This is a genomic window from Microbacterium salsuginis (assembly GCF_012524205.1).
GTDB classification, from domain to species: Bacteria; Actinomycetota; Actinomycetes; order Actinomycetales; family Microbacteriaceae; genus Microbacterium; species Microbacterium salsuginis.
This window is the reverse complement of sequence record NZ_JABACI010000004.1, coordinates 289,055-307,614: the sequence shown is the minus strand read 5'-3', so window position 1 is coordinate 307,614 and position 18,560 is coordinate 289,055. Positions and strand designations below refer to the sequence as shown.

General features: G+C 70.8%; 15 protein-coding genes. 6 read left to right on the top strand and 9 right to left on the bottom strand.

Annotated elements, in window-relative coordinates; genetic code table 11:
- Window positions 1-119 precede the first annotated feature (119 nt).
- Both HF576_RS13225 and HF576_RS13220 read right to left on the bottom strand, forming a co-directional pair.
- Complete coding sequence (locus HF576_RS13225) at window positions 120-1,460, bottom strand: HNH endonuclease signature motif containing protein (RefSeq protein ID WP_168913280.1); 1,341 nt, start codon at window positions 1,458-1,460, stop codon at window positions 120-122.
- Between the two features lie 175 nt (window positions 1,461-1,635).
- Window positions 1,636-2,514 carry a helix-turn-helix domain-containing protein gene (locus HF576_RS13220; RefSeq protein ID WP_168913279.1) on the bottom strand — a complete coding sequence of 293 codons (879 nt, stop codon included), beginning with the start codon at window positions 2,512-2,514 and terminating at the stop codon, window positions 1,636-1,638.
- Window positions 2,515-2,616: 102 nt separating this feature from the next.
- Between HF576_RS13220 and HF576_RS13215 the strand changes: the two genes are divergently transcribed.
- Together HF576_RS13215 and HF576_RS13210 are read left to right on the top strand one after the other, a co-directional pair.
- Window positions 2,617-3,873, top strand: coding sequence for a multidrug effflux MFS transporter (locus HF576_RS13215; RefSeq protein WP_168913278.1), 1,257 nt, complete (start codon window positions 2,617-2,619; stop codon window positions 3,871-3,873).
- Between the two features lie 10 nt (window positions 3,874-3,883).
- On the top strand, window positions 3,884-4,903 hold the full coding sequence (locus HF576_RS13210; RefSeq protein ID WP_168913277.1) for a zinc-dependent alcohol dehydrogenase family protein: 1,020 nt from the start codon (window positions 3,884-3,886) through the stop codon (window positions 4,901-4,903).
- 26 nt (window positions 4,904-4,929) lie between these two features.
- On the opposite strand, the gene HF576_RS13205 is transcribed toward HF576_RS13210, so the two are convergent.
- Window positions 4,930-6,720 (bottom strand): LuxR C-terminal-related transcriptional regulator, encoded by a 1,791-nt coding sequence (locus HF576_RS13205; RefSeq protein WP_168913276.1) that lies wholly within the window; start codon window positions 6,718-6,720, stop codon window positions 4,930-4,932.
- Window positions 6,721-6,837: 117 nt separating this feature from the next.
- On the opposite strand from HF576_RS13205, the gene HF576_RS13200 reads away from it, so the two are divergent.
- Complete coding sequence (locus HF576_RS13200) at window positions 6,838-9,219, top strand: autotransporter outer membrane beta-barrel domain-containing protein (protein WP_168913275.1); 2,382 nt, start codon at window positions 6,838-6,840, stop codon at window positions 9,217-9,219.
- 76 nt (window positions 9,220-9,295) lie between these two features.
- On the opposite strand, the gene HF576_RS13195 is transcribed toward HF576_RS13200, so the two are convergent.
- The 3 genes from HF576_RS13195 to HF576_RS13185 all read right to left on the bottom strand — a co-directional run bounded on the left by HF576_RS13195 (window position 9,296) and on the right by HF576_RS13185 (window position 13,437).
- Window positions 9,296-10,234, bottom strand: coding sequence for a phosphotransferase (locus tag HF576_RS13195; RefSeq protein ID WP_168913274.1), 939 nt, complete (start codon window positions 10,232-10,234; stop codon window positions 9,296-9,298).
- Window positions 10,235-10,333: 99 nt separating this feature from the next.
- Window positions 10,334-12,634 carry an esterase-like activity of phytase family protein gene (locus HF576_RS13190; RefSeq protein WP_240948907.1) on the bottom strand — a complete coding sequence of 767 codons (2,301 nt, stop codon included), beginning with the start codon at window positions 12,632-12,634 and terminating at the stop codon, window positions 10,334-10,336.
- Window positions 12,635-12,753: 119 nt separating this feature from the next.
- Complete coding sequence (locus HF576_RS13185; RefSeq protein WP_168913272.1) at window positions 12,754-13,437, bottom strand: type 1 glutamine amidotransferase domain-containing protein; 684 nt, start codon at window positions 13,435-13,437, stop codon at window positions 12,754-12,756.
- 122 nt (window positions 13,438-13,559) lie between these two features.
- Here HF576_RS13185 and HF576_RS13180 point away from each other — a divergent pair, with 122 nt between their 5' ends.
- Together HF576_RS13180 and HF576_RS13175 are read left to right on the top strand one after the other, a co-directional pair.
- Complete coding sequence (locus HF576_RS13180) at window positions 13,560-14,519, top strand: LysR family transcriptional regulator (RefSeq protein ID WP_168913271.1); 960 nt, start codon at window positions 13,560-13,562, stop codon at window positions 14,517-14,519.
- 33 nt (window positions 14,520-14,552) lie between these two features.
- A complete protein-coding gene (locus tag HF576_RS13175) occupies window positions 14,553-15,353 on the top strand; it encodes an alpha/beta fold hydrolase (protein ID WP_168913270.1) in 801 nt (266 codons plus the stop codon).
- Window positions 15,354-15,409: 56 nt separating this feature from the next.
- Here HF576_RS13175 and HF576_RS13170 read toward each other — a convergent pair whose 3' ends face one another.
- The 3 genes from HF576_RS13170 to HF576_RS13160 all read right to left on the bottom strand — a co-directional run bounded on the left by HF576_RS13170 (window position 15,410) and on the right by HF576_RS13160 (window position 16,911).
- Window positions 15,410-15,589, bottom strand: coding sequence for a CsbD family protein (locus tag HF576_RS13170; RefSeq protein ID WP_168913269.1), 180 nt, complete (start codon window positions 15,587-15,589; stop codon window positions 15,410-15,412).
- A 62-nt stretch (window positions 15,590-15,651) separates the two neighbouring features.
- On the bottom strand, window positions 15,652-16,365 hold the full coding sequence (locus tag HF576_RS13165) for a hypothetical protein (RefSeq protein WP_168913268.1): 714 nt from the start codon (window positions 16,363-16,365) through the stop codon (window positions 15,652-15,654).
- Between the two features lie 105 nt (window positions 16,366-16,470).
- On the bottom strand, window positions 16,471-16,911 hold the full coding sequence (locus HF576_RS13160; RefSeq protein WP_168913267.1) for a hypothetical protein: 441 nt from the start codon (window positions 16,909-16,911) through the stop codon (window positions 16,471-16,473).
- Between the two features lie 182 nt (window positions 16,912-17,093).
- On the opposite strand from HF576_RS13160, the gene HF576_RS13155 reads away from it, so the two are divergent.
- Window positions 17,094-18,479: a pyridoxal phosphate-dependent decarboxylase family protein gene (locus tag HF576_RS13155; RefSeq protein ID WP_168913266.1), complete on the top strand. Its 1,386-nt coding sequence runs from the start codon at window positions 17,094-17,096 to the stop codon at window positions 18,477-18,479.
- The last annotated feature ends 81 nt before the right edge of the window (window positions 18,480-18,560 follow it).

The following is an 18,560-nucleotide window of genomic DNA, read 5'->3' as shown; positions in this document are numbered from 1 at the left end:
CCGGCGGCGCTCGGTTCACGCCGACGGCGGCTGTATGCGTGCGGCGGTTGCACGCGTGCGGCAGTTTCGCGTGTGCGGCGGTTTCGCATGCGGGGCGTGATCCCGAACGGGGTCGCGGGTCAGAACGGAGGCGGGTCGCCGTCCGCGGTGAGGTCGTCGGCGGTCACCAGCCACGGCTCACGCAGCATCCGTCGCCGTCGTTCCCGTTCTTCGTCGAGGACGAACCGGACGACTGGCTCGGGGCGATCGGTGTGCTTACGACCGGTCGGGCTGGTCCAGACGAGCACACCCGGCGAGGTCTGCTCCACAGTCCACGCCGTATGGTGCTTCATGGTGTGATGCCGCCGGCACAGGTGCGCGAGATTGTCGTGGCGCGTGGCACCGCCGAGCTGATGGTCGATCGTGTGGTCGATGTCGCAGCGCCAGACGGGCCGGCGGCAGCCGGGAAAACGGCATCGCTCGTCGCGGGCCGCCAGGAACCGGTCCAGCCGCTTGCCAGCTCGGTAGCGGTCGACCGCGAGCACAGCCCCCGTGACGGGTGAGGTCATGACCCGCTCCCAGCCGGCGGCGCCCGCGGCGAGCGCCCGCGCGGTGTCGGCGTCGATGGGACCGTAGCCGGCGAGCAGACACGGTTCGTTCGAGGCGCCGGTCATCGTGAGAACCGGCAGCGAGACCTGCACCCTGCCGCGGATCGCGTCGAGACCATCGCCCGCGACACAGCGGTCGGGTCCGGCTGTCAGGAGCAGATCGGTGACGATGTCGGCCTGGATCTGCGCCGTCGTGCGCGTGTCTTCGTCGTCCGGCTCGCGCGCGGCGATCACGGAGTGCGTCTGCTGAGTGAGGCGATCCCGGATGCCGTGGATCAGCGTCGCCGCCGCGAACAGGGTCAGGGCGCCCATGCCGTCGTCGAGGTCGCACGTCTCGATGCGCCTTTCGGCGACAGCATCCTCATGCCTCTCGTCGAGGGTGCGCTCGAGGTAGCGTTCGGCGATCACCCGGAGCGCAGAGGTCAGCCGGCCGGGTGTGAGCTCGGTCGCCCGTTCGATGGCGATGGAAATGAACTCGGCACGCGCGTCGTCATCGAGGATCGCCGCGCCGGTGTCGTGGATGACGCTCAGGTGCTGACGGGAGATGTCGGCCCGCTCGAGCGCGTCGACCCCGGCCCCGAAGCGGCGGCACAGATCGGCGGCCTCCGACAGCAGGCGCGTCACCGTCCACTCCGAGAGGTGGTTCGACGTGGCGAGGTCTGCGACGAGCGCCCGGCGATCGAGCTCGGCCCTGCGCAGCTGCTCGGTCGTCGCGGTCGCGGAGGGGGCGAGAGACGCGGCGGCGTGCGCCAGAAGACGGATCTCGGCCGCGTCCTCGGCGGCGCGTCGGCGACGGCCGGCCTCGAACGCGTCGACGAGTCGCTCGGCGGAGTCGAGAGGCCGCCCGGGCTCGAGATCGGGATTCGCAGACATGAGGCTCGCAGACAGGAGGAATCAGGGAGAGATCCAGCGCTCTCGCGCTCTCATCCATCCGACGTCCTCGCGACTCCGTCGCGGCCCATCCACAGCCCACCTCGACGGCGGGCACTCTTTATCGAATCTCTGAACCCCAGTCTACCGACTCATCAACTCGAAGACAAGAACGAATCTACGATTCCTGCGACTCAGGCACGCCGCGAGCCGCGGCCCAGGACGCGAGCAGCCGTAGCCGTTCTGCCGAGGGAGAGCCGGGTTCGGCGGTGTAGATCAGCAGCACCTGACCGGGTTCTGCCGTGATGGCCAGCTGCTCGAACACGAGTGTCAGCTCACCCACGATCGGGTGGTGGAACCGCTTGGTTCCGGTCCCGTGCGTGCGCACGTCGTGCGCCGCCCACAACGTGCGGAACAGCTCGCTGCGCGTCGACAGCTCGCCGACCAGGTCCTGGATGCCCTTGTCGTGGGGATCGCGGCCCGCCTCGGCGCGGATCACCGCGACGCACATCTCGGCGAACAGCTCCCAGTCCGGGTAGAAGTCGTGCGAGGCCGGATCGAGGAACTGGAATCGGGCGAGGTTCGGCGTGCGTCCGCCATCGCCGATCAACGGCGCATAGAAGGCCCGCGCGAGATCGTTGAACACGACGATGTCCTGACGCTGATCGCGCACGACCGCGACGGCATCCGTCATCGCCTCCAGCGCCCACTGCAGGCTCGCGCGGGGCGGTCCGGGCTTGACCGTACGGCGTCGCGCCCTGCCCGAAGACGGTACGCCGTCTGCGGCGCGGGCCAGATCGAGCAGGTGGGAGTGCTCGGCGTCGGTGAGCTGCAGCGCGCGTGAAAGGGCATCGAGAACGGATGCCGAGGCGCCCGCGATCGTGCCGCGCTCGAGCTTCGCGTAGTACTCGACGCTCACACCGGCGAGCATCGCCACCTCACTGCGTCGGAGCCCGGCGACTCGTCGTCCGGTGCCGGCGGGGATGCCTGCAGCCTCGGGCGTCAGCCGTGCGCGGCGCGTCATGAGGAATTCACGCACCTCGGCCCTGTTGTCCATGCGCTCCAGGGTAGATCGGCGTCGCGTCGCCAGGGGTGCCCTGCCAGTACACGTCTCGTCAGGAACTCCCGCCCCGGCGCGCGCGACGGGAGCATCGATGACATGGCCGCTCACGACTCACCCCCTCAGCTCGCACGTCGGTTCCTGCCGACCCTGCTCCTGCTGCTGACGGTGTTCGGGCCCATCTCGATGGACCTGTACCTGCCCGCGCTCCCCGCCCTCACGGCGGAACTGGATGCTGCCACGTCGGTGGCCCAGCTCACCGTCACGGCATGCCTCATCGGACTTGCCGCGGGCCAGCTCATCGCCGGTCCGCTGTCGGACCGCTTCGGACGTCGCGGCATCCTGCTCATCGGCATCGCGGCGTACGTCGGGGTGTCCCTGCTGTGCGCGCTCAGTCCGACGGTCGACCTGCTCATCCTCGCCCGTCTCGTGCAGGGCCTCGCGGGCGGCGTCGGCATCGTGATCGCACAGGCCGCCGGACGCGACATCTTCGTCGGGGGCGGGCTCATCCGCTTCTACGGCCGGCTGACCGTGATCGGCGGATTCGCCGCGATCGTCGGTCCCCTGTTGGGCGGCCTGCTGAATACGGTGACCGACTGGCGTGGGCTCTTCGTCTTCCTCGCGGCGATCGGCGCCGGCATCCTGATCATCACACTGCTCGTCTTCCGCGAGACCCTGCTGGCCGAAGATCGGACGTCGGGTGGGTTCGTACACACGATGCGGGACTTCCGCACGCTGCTGTCGGATCGCGAGTTCGTCGGAGCCGTGCTGAACCAGGGCTTCCTGTACGCGGCGCTGTTCGCCTACCTCGCCGGCGCCACTTTCGTGCTCCAAGACATCTACGGCCTCTCCCCGCTCGGGTACGCGGCGGCGTTCGGTCTCAACTCTGCAGGCTTCATGGTGTTCGGCTACCTCGCCGGCCGGGCCGCCGAGCGGTGGAGTGTGCGCCGAACGCTGACGCTGGGAGTCGTCGTGGCAGGCGCGGGCGCGGCCGGCCTGCTCGTGGCGGGACTCACGACGATGCCGCTGTGGTTCGTGATCGTCGCGCTGTTCGTCCTCGCCAGCGGCGTGGCCGTCTCGTCACCGCCCGCCACGACGCTGGCCCTCGCCGGCTACCCGCAGATCGCCGGCACCGCCTCGTCCCTGCTCGGCATGGTGCGGTTCGGATTCGGCGGCATCGCGGCGCCCCTCGTCGGCCTCGCCGGGGCCGCCAGCATCCTTCCTCTCGGGATCGTCACGGTCGCCGCGGTACTCTTCGCCGGTGTCGCTCACCTTCTCGGCGGGCGCGCTCCGGGCGGACGCCCGGCGACTCCGCCCCTGCAGACCAGTCCTCAGTCCCCAGCTCTCACCAGATAAGGAGAACCCCATGCGCGGAGTCATCATGCACGCGCCCGGCGACGTCCGGGTCGAAGATCGCGACATGCCCACCATCGAGCAGTCGACCGACGCCATCATCCGGGTCACCGCCACCTGCATCTGCGGGTCGGACCTGTGGCCCTACCGCGGCGTCGAGAAGGTCGATCACACCCCGATGGGCCACGAATACGTCGGCGTCGTCTCCGAGATCGGAGCCGACGTGAAGAACGTCAAGGTCGGCGACTTCGTGGTCGGCTCGTTCGTCGCCTCCGACAACACGTGCGAGATCTGTCAGGCCGGCTATCAGTCGCGCTGCGTGCACCACGTGATGATGGGCTCGGTCGGCACGCAGGCCGAGTACGCGCGCATCCCCCTCGCCGACGGCACGCTCGTGGCCACCCCCGGGACGCCCGACCCCGAGCTGATCCCCTCGCTCCTCGCCGCATCGGACGTGCTCGGCACCGGATGGTTCGCGGCCGTGGCGGCCGAAGCGGGACCGGGCAAGACGGTCGCCGTGGTCGGCGACGGCGCGGTGGGGCTGCTCGCCATCCTCGCCGCCAAGCAGCTCGGCGCGGACCGGATCATCGCGATGTCGCGCCACGCCGACCGCCAGGCGCTCGCCCGCCGGTTCGGTGCGACCGACATCGTCGAGGAGCGCGGTCGCGAGGGGGCTGCCAAGATCAAGGAGCTCACCAACGGCCTCGGGGCGCACTCCGTGGTCGAGGCGGTCGGGACGCAGGAGTCCATGGATCAGGCCATCCGCGCCACCCGCCCCGGCGGGCACATCGGCTTCGTCGGCGTCACCCACAATGTCTCGATCGACGGCCTGAAGCTGTTCTTCTCCGGCGTCCACCTCCACGGCGGACCCGCGCCGGTACGGCGGTTCCTGCCCGACCTGATCCAGCTGATCTGGGACCGCGAGATCGACCCGGGTGTCGTGTTCGACCTCACGCTTCCCCTCGAGGAGGCCGCCGAGGGCTACCGCGCCATGGACGAGCGACGTGCCACGAAGGTCCTGTTGACAGTCTGATTCCGGATGCCGGCGGCCGGGCTCGCTCAGCGGGACGGCCGGCTGGGCGCGATGGCGGTGCGGAAGAGCGTCACGAGAGCCGTGCGGGTGGCGACGCCCGTGCGGTCCTTGATCACGGCCATGTGCTTGTCGACGGTCTTCTCGCTGATCTCCAGGGCCGAGGCGATCTCGGCATTCGTGGCCCCGGCCGCGACCAGGGCGGCGACCTGCCCCTGTCGCAGCGTGAGCTGCACCACCTCGCCGGCCGGTGGCGGAACGTCGACGGGCAGCTCGACGGTGGCAAGTTCTTCGCGTCGCGACAGGCCGAGCGCGGCGAGCGCGCCGCGCACGTAGCCCTCGACGGTCCGGATGCCGAGGAACAGCTCCTGCGAGATCTCCCGGTTGGTGCGCCCGGCCGCGGCGAGGGTCGCCACTTCGAGCTGCCGCGTCGACAGCGTCACACCTGTCGTCGTCCGTGGCGGCCGGAACAGCTGCACCGCTCGCACGCGGAAAGCGGCGGCGCGAGACTGCGCGGCGAATTCGTCGAGCGCGGCGAGCGCGCGGTACGCCGACGACCGGTGCCCATGCTCGACGGCACCGGCAAGCGAGACCCATCGCGTGCGGAGGATCTCGGAGTCGATGCTGCCGGGGATCTCGGGCACCCCGTCGGAGGGGTCGACCGGGCCGCCGTCGCGCCGGGTTCGCATGCGGTGCAGCGTCGCCTGCTGCCACGGCGAGGGCATCATGTGCTCCACGATGCGCAGCATCCGATCGCACTCGTCTGTCTCACCTTCCGCCAGCGCGGCGGTGAAGATGACCTCGGCAAGCCAGCAGCGGTTGCTGCTGCCGACCTGCAGGTCGTCGATGTCGCCTTCCGACAGCGCGATCCGGCGGGCGGCTTCGAGGTCGCCGTGGCCCGCGAGCATGAGGGCGACCGACGCGATGACACCGTGCCCGAGCGAGCGACGTCCGTCCCTCCAGGTGCCTGCGAGCAGTTCCCGCTCCAGCCGCTCCACGTCGTCGGGCGGCGTCGTGGCGGTCATCACCGACAGCACGTACTGCGTCCCCCGCACCGTCATCCACCAGCCGAGGTTCGGCGCATCCGAGAAACCGGCGGCCGCGCGCTCGAGCGGCGCGGCCGCCTCGTCGACGCGGGCCGCCGCCGTGAGAGACACCCCCTCGACGTAATCCACGTACGGCTGCAGACCCCGGATGCGGGCGCGCTCGGCGAGCCGGCTCATCCGGCCTGCCGCGGCCAGGGATTCGTCCTGCATCGAGTGGGTGAGGATCAACAGGGGGACAAGCACGACGAGGTCCAGAGCCGAGAGGATCTGCGCCACATCCGCCTGTCCGATGTAGGCGAGGAACCCGTCGTGGACCTCCCGCACGCGGGCGAGCTGGAGGTTCCAGTCGCGTTCGGTCGGCGGTTCGCGCCATCCCTCGGGGGGCTCGACGCCGTCGTTCATGAGCAGGGCGTACGAGATCGCCAGCTTGGTGCGCAGTGCTGTGACGTCTTCGCCCTCCGGCCATCGGTGCGCGAGCCAGTCCACCGTCTCGAGACCCGGCTCGAACGCGGCGCCCGCCAACTGCTGGCCCCGCGCCTCGGCGCGCACCGCCGGATCGTCCACGGTGCGGAGGATGTCGGCGAGGCGCTTATGGGCCTGCCTCTCGAATCCGGCGAGCTGCTCGTACCGGGCCAGCCGGATGCGGTCGCGCGGATCGGCTGATTCCGCCAGCCCGCGCCCCGCGGGCCCCGTCACCAAGTCCCATACGTTGTCGGACCCGAGTCGTTCCGATTCGATCACTGCGGCCCTGGTCGTATCCGCGGTGTCTGTCATCCAGCTTCCTTCCCCCAGCTCCCCGGGGGTCAGCGTAGAGAAGATGAGCGCCCGGCGGAACGAAATGCGTAGGAACTCCCATACCGCCACACCCGGGCGATCCCTAGCGTCGACCGGGTGACTGCCATGACTCCTGCCAGAAAGCTGGCCGCCGCCGTCGTCGGAGGCGGCATCCTCGTGACTTCTCTCCTCACCGTTCCGACAGCGTCTGCCCTCGGGCTGACCTGCGACTGGACCGGCGCCGGCGCTGACGGCCTGTGGTCGAATGCCGCGAACTGGACGAACTGCGCCGACGCGGCGCCCGGTGAGGGCGACCTGCTGCGGTTCGGCGCCGGAGCCGCCACGCTCGCGACGACGAACGATCTCGTCGGGGTCTCGTTCGAGGACGTCGAGTTCGCGATCGGCGGGTACTCGGTGAGCGGGACGCCACTGCGGACCGACGGTCTCACGGTGGCCGGCTCGACGACCCTCGAGGTGAACGTGGTCCTGCCCGTCGCGGCGGGAGAGACCGCCTACCAGATCTCGGCGCCGCTCACCGTGCCGATTCCGTGGGAGATCGAGTTCGACCAGGAGCCGCTCGCGGTCGCATCCCTTCAGCTCAGCAGCGGAGCCGTGGTCGACGCGCGTCTGGACGGAGCGGGCGACCTCTTGAAGATCGGCGGTGACGGCGTCGTGCATGCGCGCGGCCTGTCGTACCCGGGATCGCTCGAGCTCTCGGGCAACGCACGTGTGCGCTGTGGTGGGATCGAGTGCGGCCTCGCCGGCGATCCGGTGACGATCACGGATGCCGCGGGCCTGGAGTTCACCGCTGACACGGCGTTCGCGCGATCGATGCAGGTCGGACCAGGCAGCGGCTACGCCGTCGATGCCGCCGGGCATGCAGTCGATCTGCAGGGGCCGGTGAGCCTCGCCGGACCCGCCACCGTGCGCGGCGGGCAGGACAGCGCACCCATGCTGTTCTCCGGCGGCATCGCGCTCGCGGACCACCGGCTCACGGTGCACGGCGCGACTGCCGTCCCGCTCTTCGCGGACCTCACGAGTTCCGCGGCCGGCGGGCTGCAGATCGGCTCGGCCGACATTCCGGGCAGCATCCGGATCGAAGAGGGCCAGCTCGATCACAACGGGAGCACGGCAGCGACCGGAGCGGGTTCCGTCATCGTCGCCGACGACGCGTTCGCGCTGGGTCCGGACGCCCTTCCCGGCACGACGCTCGAGGCGGGCGCGACGCTCGGGACCGACTCGGTGATCACCCTCGCCGAGGAGGTGCAGCTGGTCGACGGCTCCGCCGTCGCGGCGCTCTCGTCCGGGGGATCCCTCACGCTCGTGAACGCCTCGTTCAGCGGAGGAGTGAACATCCAGACGCGCGCGGCGGCGACGAGTCTCGTCATCGAGCAGCTGTCGAGCTCCGACGGCAGCTCCGTCGTGCTCAGCAGCGCCGGCGCGGACGCGCCGATCATCTTCGGCGCCGACGGACTCAGCGACTATGCCGGGCCGACCGTGGCCTCCAGCGGCGCCGTCCAGCTCGACCGCGACCTCTCGATTCCCGGCGACTTCCGCATCGTCGACGCTGCCGTGACGACTCTGCACACACTGCCGGACGATCTCCACGACCTGATCGCCGACACCTCCGCGGTCACGATCGACGGCGCCGGGTCGCTCGTCGTCAACGACAACGAGCGGATCGCCTCGCTCGCCGGCCCGTCCGGCGTGGTGCACGTCGTGCACCCGGACTCCGGACTGACCGTCGCCGGGTCTGCGGCGACCACCTATGAGGGCGACTTCATGGGCCATGGCCATCTCACCCATGAGGGCACCGGGACGCTGCACCTGACCGGCGACTGGACGCAGGCGGCGCTGGACTCGACGCTCGACGCCGAGGCCGGCACCGTGATCGTCGACGGCTCGATGCCGTTCACGACGGCCGAGGTATTCGGCACCCTCACCGGTGCCGGTACTCTCGGCGAGATCGTCATCGACGGCGGCACGGTGGCGCCCGGCACCTCACCCGGCTGCCTGACCGTCGAAGGCGCAGTGTCGGGGAGCGGCACGATCGCCGTCGAACTCGGCGGCGCGGAGCCCTGCACCGCGCACGACCAGATCCTGAGCCAGACCCAGGATCTCGCGACCGTGACGTGGGCCGTCGCCCTGACAGACGGCTTCCAGCCCGGTATCGGCGACGAGTTCGTCGTCGTCTCGACCGCGAACGGCGGCACCGCACTGCCGGCGTCTCAGGCGACGGCCGGCGACACCGTCTTCGATGTCGTGTGGGACGGCAGCGACGTCATCCTGCGCACCGTCGAGGTGCCGGCAGACCCGCCCGTGGGCCCGCCGGCCAACCCCGCCGCACCGGGCGTGAATCCGCCCCAGTCCGAGCTGCCCGACCGTCTCGCTGCCACCGGCGGGGGCTCCTCGTGGCCGCTGTGGGTCGTCGCCGCGGGCGTGCTCGCCGCGGCGGGTGGGCTGCTCGCCGCCCGAGGAGGCGCGCGGCGCCGGAGCTGAGCAGGCCGGCACGCGAGACACCCGGGACGGGGGATGCTGGGGCATCCCCCGTCCCGCGGGTCCCGCGGTTGCGACGTCAGAGCGCGTCGAGCGCGGCCGCGAGCGCCGCCAGATGCCGGGCGAGAGTCTCGTCGTGACCCGGACGACGAAGCGCCAGCGTGAGATTGATCATGCTGACGCGCCGGGCGACGAAGAGTCGGCGCAGATGGGCCTCATCGACCGCCGGCCACGGTGCGTGCCGAGAGTATCCGGCACGGAAGGCCTCGAGCGCCGCCACGGACCATTCGCCCCGCGTGGCTCCGAAGAGCGAGTGGGCGATGTCGTGCGCACGGTGGCCCCAGGCCATGTCCTGGAAGTCGATCGCGCCGAGTCCACCGTCGGGCATCCGCACGACGTTTCGCGGAGTCAGATCGAAATGGATCACGCGCGGCGGCTCGTCCGCCGTGGCCCAGAGCTCCGCCACCGCCTCGCGTGCCACGTCCTCTCCCCGCCCGAGGAGGGCGTGGTGCGGTTCCGGAGCTGTGGAGAGCGCGACCGGCACGACGAACGCGAACGGGTCGCGCGCGTCCAGCACACCGCGGGGAAGAGTGGCGGTCGAGGGCGCTGCCTCGTGCAGGCGAGCGCTCAGCTCGCCGAGGTCCTCGATGTCGCGACGGGTCGGCGGGACGGGCACCGGCGTCCCGGGCAGCCACGTGAGCAGCGTCGCCCGCCATGACCGATCGGGGGCGATCACCGTGTCGGCGCCGTCCGTCGTACGGACCACGCACGGGACGGCGAGCCCGGCGCGGTCGAGCTGCGCCGTCCAGCCGGTCTCGGCTTCGCCGGCGCCCGCACGATGGATGCCGTCGGCCGGCCCCACCCGCAGCGCGAAATCGCCCTCGAGGGAGCGAATCCGGTAGATCGTGTTGAACGAGTCCGCCAGGTGCTCGACCTGCACACCGGTGAGGGGATACCTCCTCAGCGCCTCTTCAGCGAAGGACGCGGCATCCGTCTTCTCATCGGCTCCTGAGTGCACCGCCCTCACGTTAGCCGACCGCTCGCGGACGGGTGCCCGGACGACGAAGACGGGGGGATGCCGTGGCATCCCCCCGTCGTGTGTCATGGGTCTGCGGCCTCAGCCGCCGAGCGTCACGGTGTCGATGGTCACCGTGTCGATGGTCACCGCGGCGATGCCGGGGTGATCGCTGAAGACGCCGTCCATGCCCTGGTCGATGAACACCTGCAGCTCGCCGGCGAGGTCGCCGTACGCGGCCGGGTCGGCACTGGAGCGGAACTCGGCCGGCAGGAACTGGTTCTCGGCGCGGAAGGTCCAGCCGTGCACCGAGAGGCCGGCCGCGTGCGCGTCGGCGATCACCGAGGTCGGAGTGCCGAGCGTGCCCGCCGCGGTGCGCGGGATCATGACCGACTTCTCGAGGCCGACGCCGTCGGCGTACGTCGCCACCTCGGCGAGACCCGCGGGCGTCACGAGGTCCTTGTACGTGCGCGCGTCGCCGGCGAGCGTGAAGTCGTACGGACGGCCGGACGAGTTCACCAGCTGCGCGAGCGTCACGTCGGTGAGCGTGTCGAGGTCCTGGAGGTTCGACACCTCGAAGCTCTGCAGGATCACAGGAGCCTCGGCGCGATCGAGGCCGTTGGCCTGCAGCGCCGCCACGAGGGGCTCCTCGAGCGACAGTCCGATCGAGTCGAAGTACGACGGATGCTTCGTCTCGGGGTAGACGCCGACGGGGCGGCCGTCGCAGCTGACCGAGTGGCGGGCCAGGTCCATGACCTCGTCGAGGGTCGGGATCAGGTAGAGCCCGTCGAAGGCGGTGTTGCCCGGCCGCACCTGCGGCAGCCGCTCCTTCGCGCGCAGGGTGCGCAGCTCGGCGAACGTGAAGTCCTCGGTGAACCAGCCGGTGATCGACGCGCCGTCGATGAGCTTCGTCGTCTGGCGCGCGGCGAACTCGGGCCGGGTGGCCACATCCGTCGTTCCGCTGATCTCGTTCTCGTGACGTGCGACGAGCACGCCGTCCTTGGTCGAGACGACGTCGGGCTCGATGTAGTCGGCGCACTGCACGATCGCCGCCTCGTAGGCCGCGAGCGTGTGCTCGGGACGCGACCCGCTGGCGCCGCGGTGACCGATGAGGCTCACCGTCGACGGCTCGAGCTTGGTCTTGTCGAGGTCGACGATCGCGAACTCGGTGTCATCCGGCGTGCCGGGGATGCGCGCGTCGTTGCCGGGGTAGTTGTTGTCGTTGCCGATGAGGAGGCTGCCGTCCTTCAGCTGCACGACGGTCTCGAACGACTGGACCGGCAGCGAGAAGATTTCCCCGGTGCCGTACCCGTCGCCCGCGCCGATGCCGTGCGGGTTGGCGATGCGCAGCGCGTCGAGCACGAGCGACTTCTCGAGGTAGCCGTCGGCGTCGGCGCGGCGCAGGTCGACCTCGTAGACGCGCTTGGTGACGGCCTGCTCGCCCTCGAAGTCGTCCCGCTCGATGAAGATCAGCACGTCGTTGCGCACGGTGAAGGCGTCGCCGATGACGTTCGCCTCCTGGTCGGTCTGGTAGCTCCACGTGCGGCCGGTGTACTGGCCGGCGCGCGTGTCGAACTCGAGGATCTCGCGGCGCCGCAGGTCGGTGTCGTCGGCGTACGAGCCCTCGACCACCGGGTAGACGTAGCGGCCGTTGACCGACGACGCCATCGCCTCGAAGCCGCGGCTCGCGCGCACGCGCGGGGTCTCGCCCGGCTGCAGGTAGGGGTTCTGCGGCGACTTCGCGCCGTCCAGCGCATACGGCTTCTCGAGGAGCGTGCCGTCCGCGTCGAAGTGCAGCAGGAACGGACCGAACTCCTCGCCGACCCAGAAGGAGCCGTCCTTCGCCCGCACCACCGATTCGATGTCGAAGTCCGCGCCGGTGAGCAGCCGCTCATCGGTACCGTCGTTCACGATCGGGAAGTCCAGCACCCCGTTGCGGTCGTTGTAGGAGATGAACCGCTCGATCTCGATCGCGCCTTCGCCGCCCTCGGCGGTCTGCCATGCCGGACGCACCAGGTAGTTGCGCAGCAGGAAGTCCGCCGAGTTGCCCTTGCTGCCGAAGCCGTTGTCGGGCTGGGCCCAGAACGTGCCGTCGCCGTTGTCGAGCATCGCCGAGAAACCGGGGATGACCTGCCCTTGCCACGGGCCGGTGCGGCCGTTCGCCGGCGAGGCGAGCGCGCCGGAGGCCGGGCCGGCCTCGAGGTGGTCGGCCGAGAGGGTCGCCCGGGCGACCAGCGTCGGCACGTGGGTCTGGACGTACGGCGACTGCGAACGCCCGTCGGACGGATTCGCGGCCGGCGAGGCCGCGGAGGCGGCTGCCGGCAGAAGGGCGACGGCGGCCACCGTCGCGGTGGTCACGGCGAGCAGGCGCGTCAGCGCGCGCGGAGATCGGTTTGGACTCATGGCCATGACCCAACCGGTGCCGGCACTCGTCGCGATGACAGGTCTCCGACGATCGCGGGGCGAATCGGTGAACGCCGGGCGAGCGGCGCGTGAGAATCCGCTCATGCGCCGCCCGGGGGTCAGCGTCCGGCGAGCACTTCCACGAGGCGCTCCGCGGTGGCGACGCTCGACTGCGGGTTCTGGCCGCTGACGAGCGAGCCGTCCGACACGACGGTGGAGCTCCACGGCTCGGCGGAGGCGATCACCGCGCCGAGATCGCGCAGGCGCGCCTCGACGAAGTACGGCGACGCGTCGCCCAAGCCGCCCTGGTGCTCCTCCGCATCGGTGAACACCGCGAGCCTGCGGCCCGCGAAGGCGAAACGGCCGTCGGCGCGCACGGCGCTGAGCAGTCCGGCCGGTCCGTGGCACAGCACTCCCACCACGGCATCCCGATCCGCGGCGTCCACGAGCAGCCGCCCGAGATCCGGATCGGTCGCGAGGTCGGCCATGGGTCCGTGGCCGCCCGGCAGCACGATCGCGTCGTACTCGCCGTCGCGTACCTCGGCGAGCACTCGCGGTTGCGCGAGGACGGGCGCGAGCCCGGCGAGGTAGCCGGTGATCTCTTCGGACGCACCGGCCAGGCTGCCCGGATCCACGGTCGGCTGCACGCCACCCGGCGTCGCCACGTCGACGGCGTGCCCGGCCGCGCGCAGCCCGCGGTGCAGCTCGACCAGCTCTTCTGCCCAGAACCCGGTCGAGTGTACGCGTCCGTCCGCCAGCTCGATGCTGTCGACGCCCGTCACGACCATGAGAACCTTCGCCATGTCCACTCCCTGTGTATCAGTCGCGGCCGGAGCCGGCCGCTGCGAAGTGGAACCGGGTATCCATCGGCGACATTTCATAGACTCGTGTCGAGCCATAGATTTCTTGATAGAACGGATGCCGCATGCAAGAGCTCGACCTGCTCCGGACGTTTCTCGAGGTGCATCGCGCCGGCTCGATCACGGCTGCGGCGTCTCGTCTCGGTGTGAGCCAGCCTTCGGTCAGTGAGCGCATCACGCGCCTCGAGACCGAGCTGGGAACGCCCCTGTTCGTGCGTTCGGCGCGGGGCGCCGCGCCGACGGCAGAAGCCGATCGCCTTGCGGCGCGGATCGCCCAGCCGGTGGACAGGCTGCGCGCCGTCTGGACGCAGCCGACGCCCGCAGCCCCCGAGACGGTGCGGATCGGCGGGGCCAGCGACGTGGTGGCCACGCGCGTGATCCCCGCCCTCGCCCCGCTCACGACGGCGGGCGTGCGGCTCGAGTTCGAGCTGGGTCTCGCGGCCGACCTGCTCGCGCGGCTCGGCGCGGGTGGTCACGACGGCGAGGGGCTCGAGGGCGGCGGGCTCGACGGCGGCGGGCTCGACGGCGGCGGGCTCGACATCGTGGTGTCGTCGGTGCGGACGCCGATGCGCGGCATCCGGTATCGAGGTCTGGTCGACGAGGAGTTCGTGCTGGTGGGCGCGCCCTCTCTTGCGAGGACGATCGACCGCGAACGACTGGCGCACAATGCGGCGGCGGCGCTGCTGCATCTGCCGCTCGTGGCATACGACGCCGATCTCTCGATCGTCCGCCGGTACTGGCGAAGCCAGTTCGGGCACCGTCCGTCCAACCCGGTCGCGGTGATCGTGCCCGACCTGCGCGGAATCCTCGCGGCCGTCGTCGCCGGCGCGGGCGTCTCAGCGCTGCCCCGCTATCTCGCCGATCCGGCGATCGGGTCCGGCTCCGTCGAGGTCCTGCACCGGCCCGACGAAGCGCCGATCAACACCCTCCACCTGGCGATCCCGGCCGGGCGTCCGCCCGCCCCGGCCACGGCGCGCGTCATCGATGCCCTCGTCGATGCCGCCCGTGGCTGGGACTCCTTCTGAGCCTCCCCGCCGCGGCAGGAGCAGAATGGCGGGATGGATGCTGCAGCCCCGCTCGCCCGCACCGAGATGCCCGCCCCGAGCTTCGTCATGACGGAAGAGGGCTATCAGATCGCCACGTACGTCTGGGGTGAGCCCGACGCCGACCCGGTGCTGTGCGTGCACGGGTTCGCGTCGAGCTGCCGCGACAACTGGGTCGAGACCGGATGGGTGCGCGACCTCACGCGGGCCGGCTTCCGCGTGATCGGGGTGGATCAGCGGGGGCACGGGGCGAGTGACAAGCCGCGCGACCCGCGGGCGTACTCGATGGGATCGTTCGTGTCCGACCTGATCACGGTGCTGGACACCTACCTCGTCGATGAGGTCCGCTACGTGGGCTACTCGCTGGGAGCACGCGTCGGCTGGCAGTTCGCGGTCGACGCCCCCGAGCACGTGTCACGAGCGGTGCTCGGCGGCATCCCGGACGGACGTCCGCTGGCGCGCCTGCAGATCGACCAGGCACGGGCGTATGCCGAAGAAGGCATAGCGGTGGAGGACCCGGTGACGCGAAACTACGTGACCCTCGCCGAGCGTGTGCCCGGCAACGATCTGAGCGCCCTCGTGGCGCTCGCCGAGGGCATGCGCTTCGGGGATGCCGACCCCGACCCCGAGCGGCCGCCGCGGCAGCAGGTCCTCTTCGCCACGGGCTCCGAGGATGCGATCCTCGAGCGCTCGCGCGCCCTCGCGGCGAGCACACCCCACGGCACGTTCGAAGAGATCCCGGGGCGGCACCACTTCAACACTCCAGGATCGCGCGTGTTCCGCCAGCGCGCGATCGAGTCGCTGCTCGCCGTCTGAGCCCTGACACGCCGATGCCCCCGGCCATCCGGCCGGGGGCATCGGGCAGTGCGGGCTCAGCGGTCGCCGGTGAAGGCGTCCTTGACGTCGTCTCCGGCCTTCTTCAGGTTGGCCTTCGCCTGATCGGTCTGACCTTCGGCCTGCAGACGCTCGTTGTCGGTCGCGTCTCCGACGGCCTCCTTGGCCTTGCCCTTCATGTCCTCTGCGTTGTGCTTGATGTCGTCTCCCATGCCCATGGGCGATCTCCCTTCTCTCTGTGACGGCCCGGCGTCGCCGGGCCCTGGTCACCGCGTGGCGCCTAGGCGCCCAGTCCGACGCGGTCGACTCGACGGTGGTAGCGCATGCCGGCGATGCCTCCGAGGATCGCTCCCACCAGGGTCACGATGGCTGCGCCGACGGCGGTGAGGATTCCGGTGGTCGTTGCCGTCTCGGGCGTCACGGGGATGCGCGGGAACCCCTCGAGAGCGGTCAGGACGTCCCACTGACTGCCCGCGATGGCGGTGATGATCGCCAGCACGACAGCGATGACGATGGCCCACAGCCAGACCGCCAGACCTTGCTTGAGGCCGCTGAAGCGCGCCATGCGACCGGCGACGTAGCCGCCGGCGAAGTAGGCGATGAACAGCACCAGGCCGATGGCGACGGCTCCGATGATGGTGGCGACTCCCAGATTCTGCTCGGCGGCCGCGGCCGCGTCGTCGATCGCCTCTGGAGACGCCAGGCCCAGCGCCGTGCCGACCGCCGCCACGAGGGCTGTCAGCAGGACGGTCGCGCCCATCGCGGTGAGCCAGCCGAAGAACGCCGAGCCGAACTTGAAGCCGCCGAAGCGCTCGTTCTCGCGACTGAGCACTTCCTCGCGCAGCGACCGCCGTTCGTCGATGGTGTCGGCGTGATCTGCAGGCACGGTGCGGTCGGCCGGGACGGAGCGCTCCACCGGAACGGTGCGGTCGTCATCGCCCGCGTGGGCGCCGTCCGCGCGCCTCGGGTCGTTCGAACCGTAGTCGGTAGCCATGTCGAAAAGCTATGCGACCGGCGGTGATCCGCTCATCCCGTTGCAAACGGCCCGTCGGCGGCGTAACCTGTGCCGCCGACGGCCGGGTGGGCGGCCTCGGATTCGTCAGGAGACCGCCTGCTTCACCAGCGCGGAGAGGGTCTTCTCGACAGCGGGGGTCCACGCCGTGACGGCGAAGCCGATCGGCCACATGTCGCCGTCGTCGAGCGCCGCCGGGTCGTCGAAGTTGATCGTCGCGTAGCGGGTCTTGAACTTCGAGGCGGGCTGGAGGAACACGACCACCTTGCCCGCCTCGTTCGCGTATGCCGGAAAGCCGTAGAACGTCTTCGGCACCAGGTCGGGTGCGGCCTCGCCGACGAGCTTGTGCAGGCCTTCGGCCAGTTCCTTGTCGGTCCCGTCGAGCTTGCCGATCGCCTCGAGCACCTGCTTGGTGCCTGCCTCGCGGCTCTTGCCCGCCTTCGCCTGCGCACGCAGCTCCTTCGCGCGCGCCTTGACGGCGTCGCGCTCCTCCTCGGTCAGTCCGTCCGACGTCGTCTTGCCGGCCATGTCTTCCTCCTTCACGCTGGGGGCCTCCTGGCCCGTGGCCCTCACGCTACGCGGAGCGCTGTGATGGGTGCTTCTCCATTCCTGCCCGATCGGGTCGGTCGTGAGCGGATGCCGAGCCCGCGCGTCTTGAACGCCCGCCCGCGCGCCCCTAGCGTGAGGTGTCCCCGACACGTGGAGCAGCCATGACCGCGACATCCGTTCCCACCCAGATGCACGCCATCTCGACCGAGACCCGGTCGACGGTCGACGACGTGCTCGACTACGCGCGGCGCCGGGCTCTGTACGAGGACGTGCCCCTCGACAAGCCGATGACGCCGCGGGACCTGTCGCGGCTGGCCTCCGGCTCGATCACCGCCGACGGCATCGGCGCTCGGCGGGCGATCGCTCTGTTCGAGAACGTCCTGGCGCCGGCCTGCCTGTCGACGGACCACCCCGGCTACCTCTCCTTCATCCCCTCGGCCCCCACCAAGGCCGCGCTCGCATTCGATGTCGTGGTGTCGGCATCCGCCATCTACGGAGGCTCGTGGATGGAGGGCGCGGGGGCCGTCTTCGCCGAGAACGAGGTGCTGCACTGGCTCGCCGGCGAGTTCGGGATGCCGCAGGGCTCGGGTGGTGTGTTCGTCCAGGGCGGCACGATCGGCAACCTGTCGGCCCTCGTGACCGCGCGGGACGCCGCGCGGCGCCGCAACCGCGACGCCGGTCGCGCCGACCCCGGGCGCTGGCTCGTGGTGTGCAGCGCCGAGGCGCACTCGTCGATCGCCTCGGCGGCGGCCGTCATGGACGTCGATGTCGTCACGGCGGACGTCGACGCCGACGGGCGCCTGCACGGCGCCTCGGTGTCGCGCGTGCTGGACGAGCACGGCGACGCGGTGTTCGCCGTGGTGGCCACCGGCGGCACGACGAACTTCGGCATCGTGGACGACATCGCGGATGTCGGCGCCGCGGCGAAGGAGCACGGCGTCTGGTTCCACGTCGACGGTGCGTACGGGCTGGCGGCGATGCTCGTGGAGAGCATGCGCCCCGCCTTCGCGGGCGTGGAGCTCGCCGATTCGGTCATCGTCGACCCGCACAAGTGGCTGTTCGCGCCGTTCGACGCGTGCGCGCTGATCTACCGCGAGCCCTCTCTGGCGCTGTCGGCGCACACGCAGCAGGCCGAGTACCTCGACACCCTCACCGGCAAGCCGGACTGGAACCCCTCCGACCTGGCGGTGCAGCTCACGCGCCGTGCGCGCGGCCTGCCGCTGTGGTTCTCGCTCGCGACGCACGGCACCGAGCCGTACCGCGCGGCGATCGCCCACGGCGTCGACCTGGCTGCTCGCATCGCCGACGAGATCCGCGAACGCGACGAGCTCTCACTGGTGCGCGACCCGCAGCTGTCGGTCGTGGTGTTCCGCCGCGAGGGCTGGACGCTCGCCGACTACGACGCGTGGTCGAGTCGCCTTCTCGAGGAGCAGCATGCGTTCGTGGTGCCCAGCTCCCACGCCGGCGAGCCGGTACTCCGCTTCGCGATCGTGTCGCCGCTGACCACGTTCGAGCTGCTCACCGGCATCCTCGACACCCTGCGCTGAGGCCGTCGCCGGAGGCCCCGGCGACGGCGCACGTAGGATGGAGGCATCCGTTCCCGCATCCGGGAACCCGCCGCTCCGCAG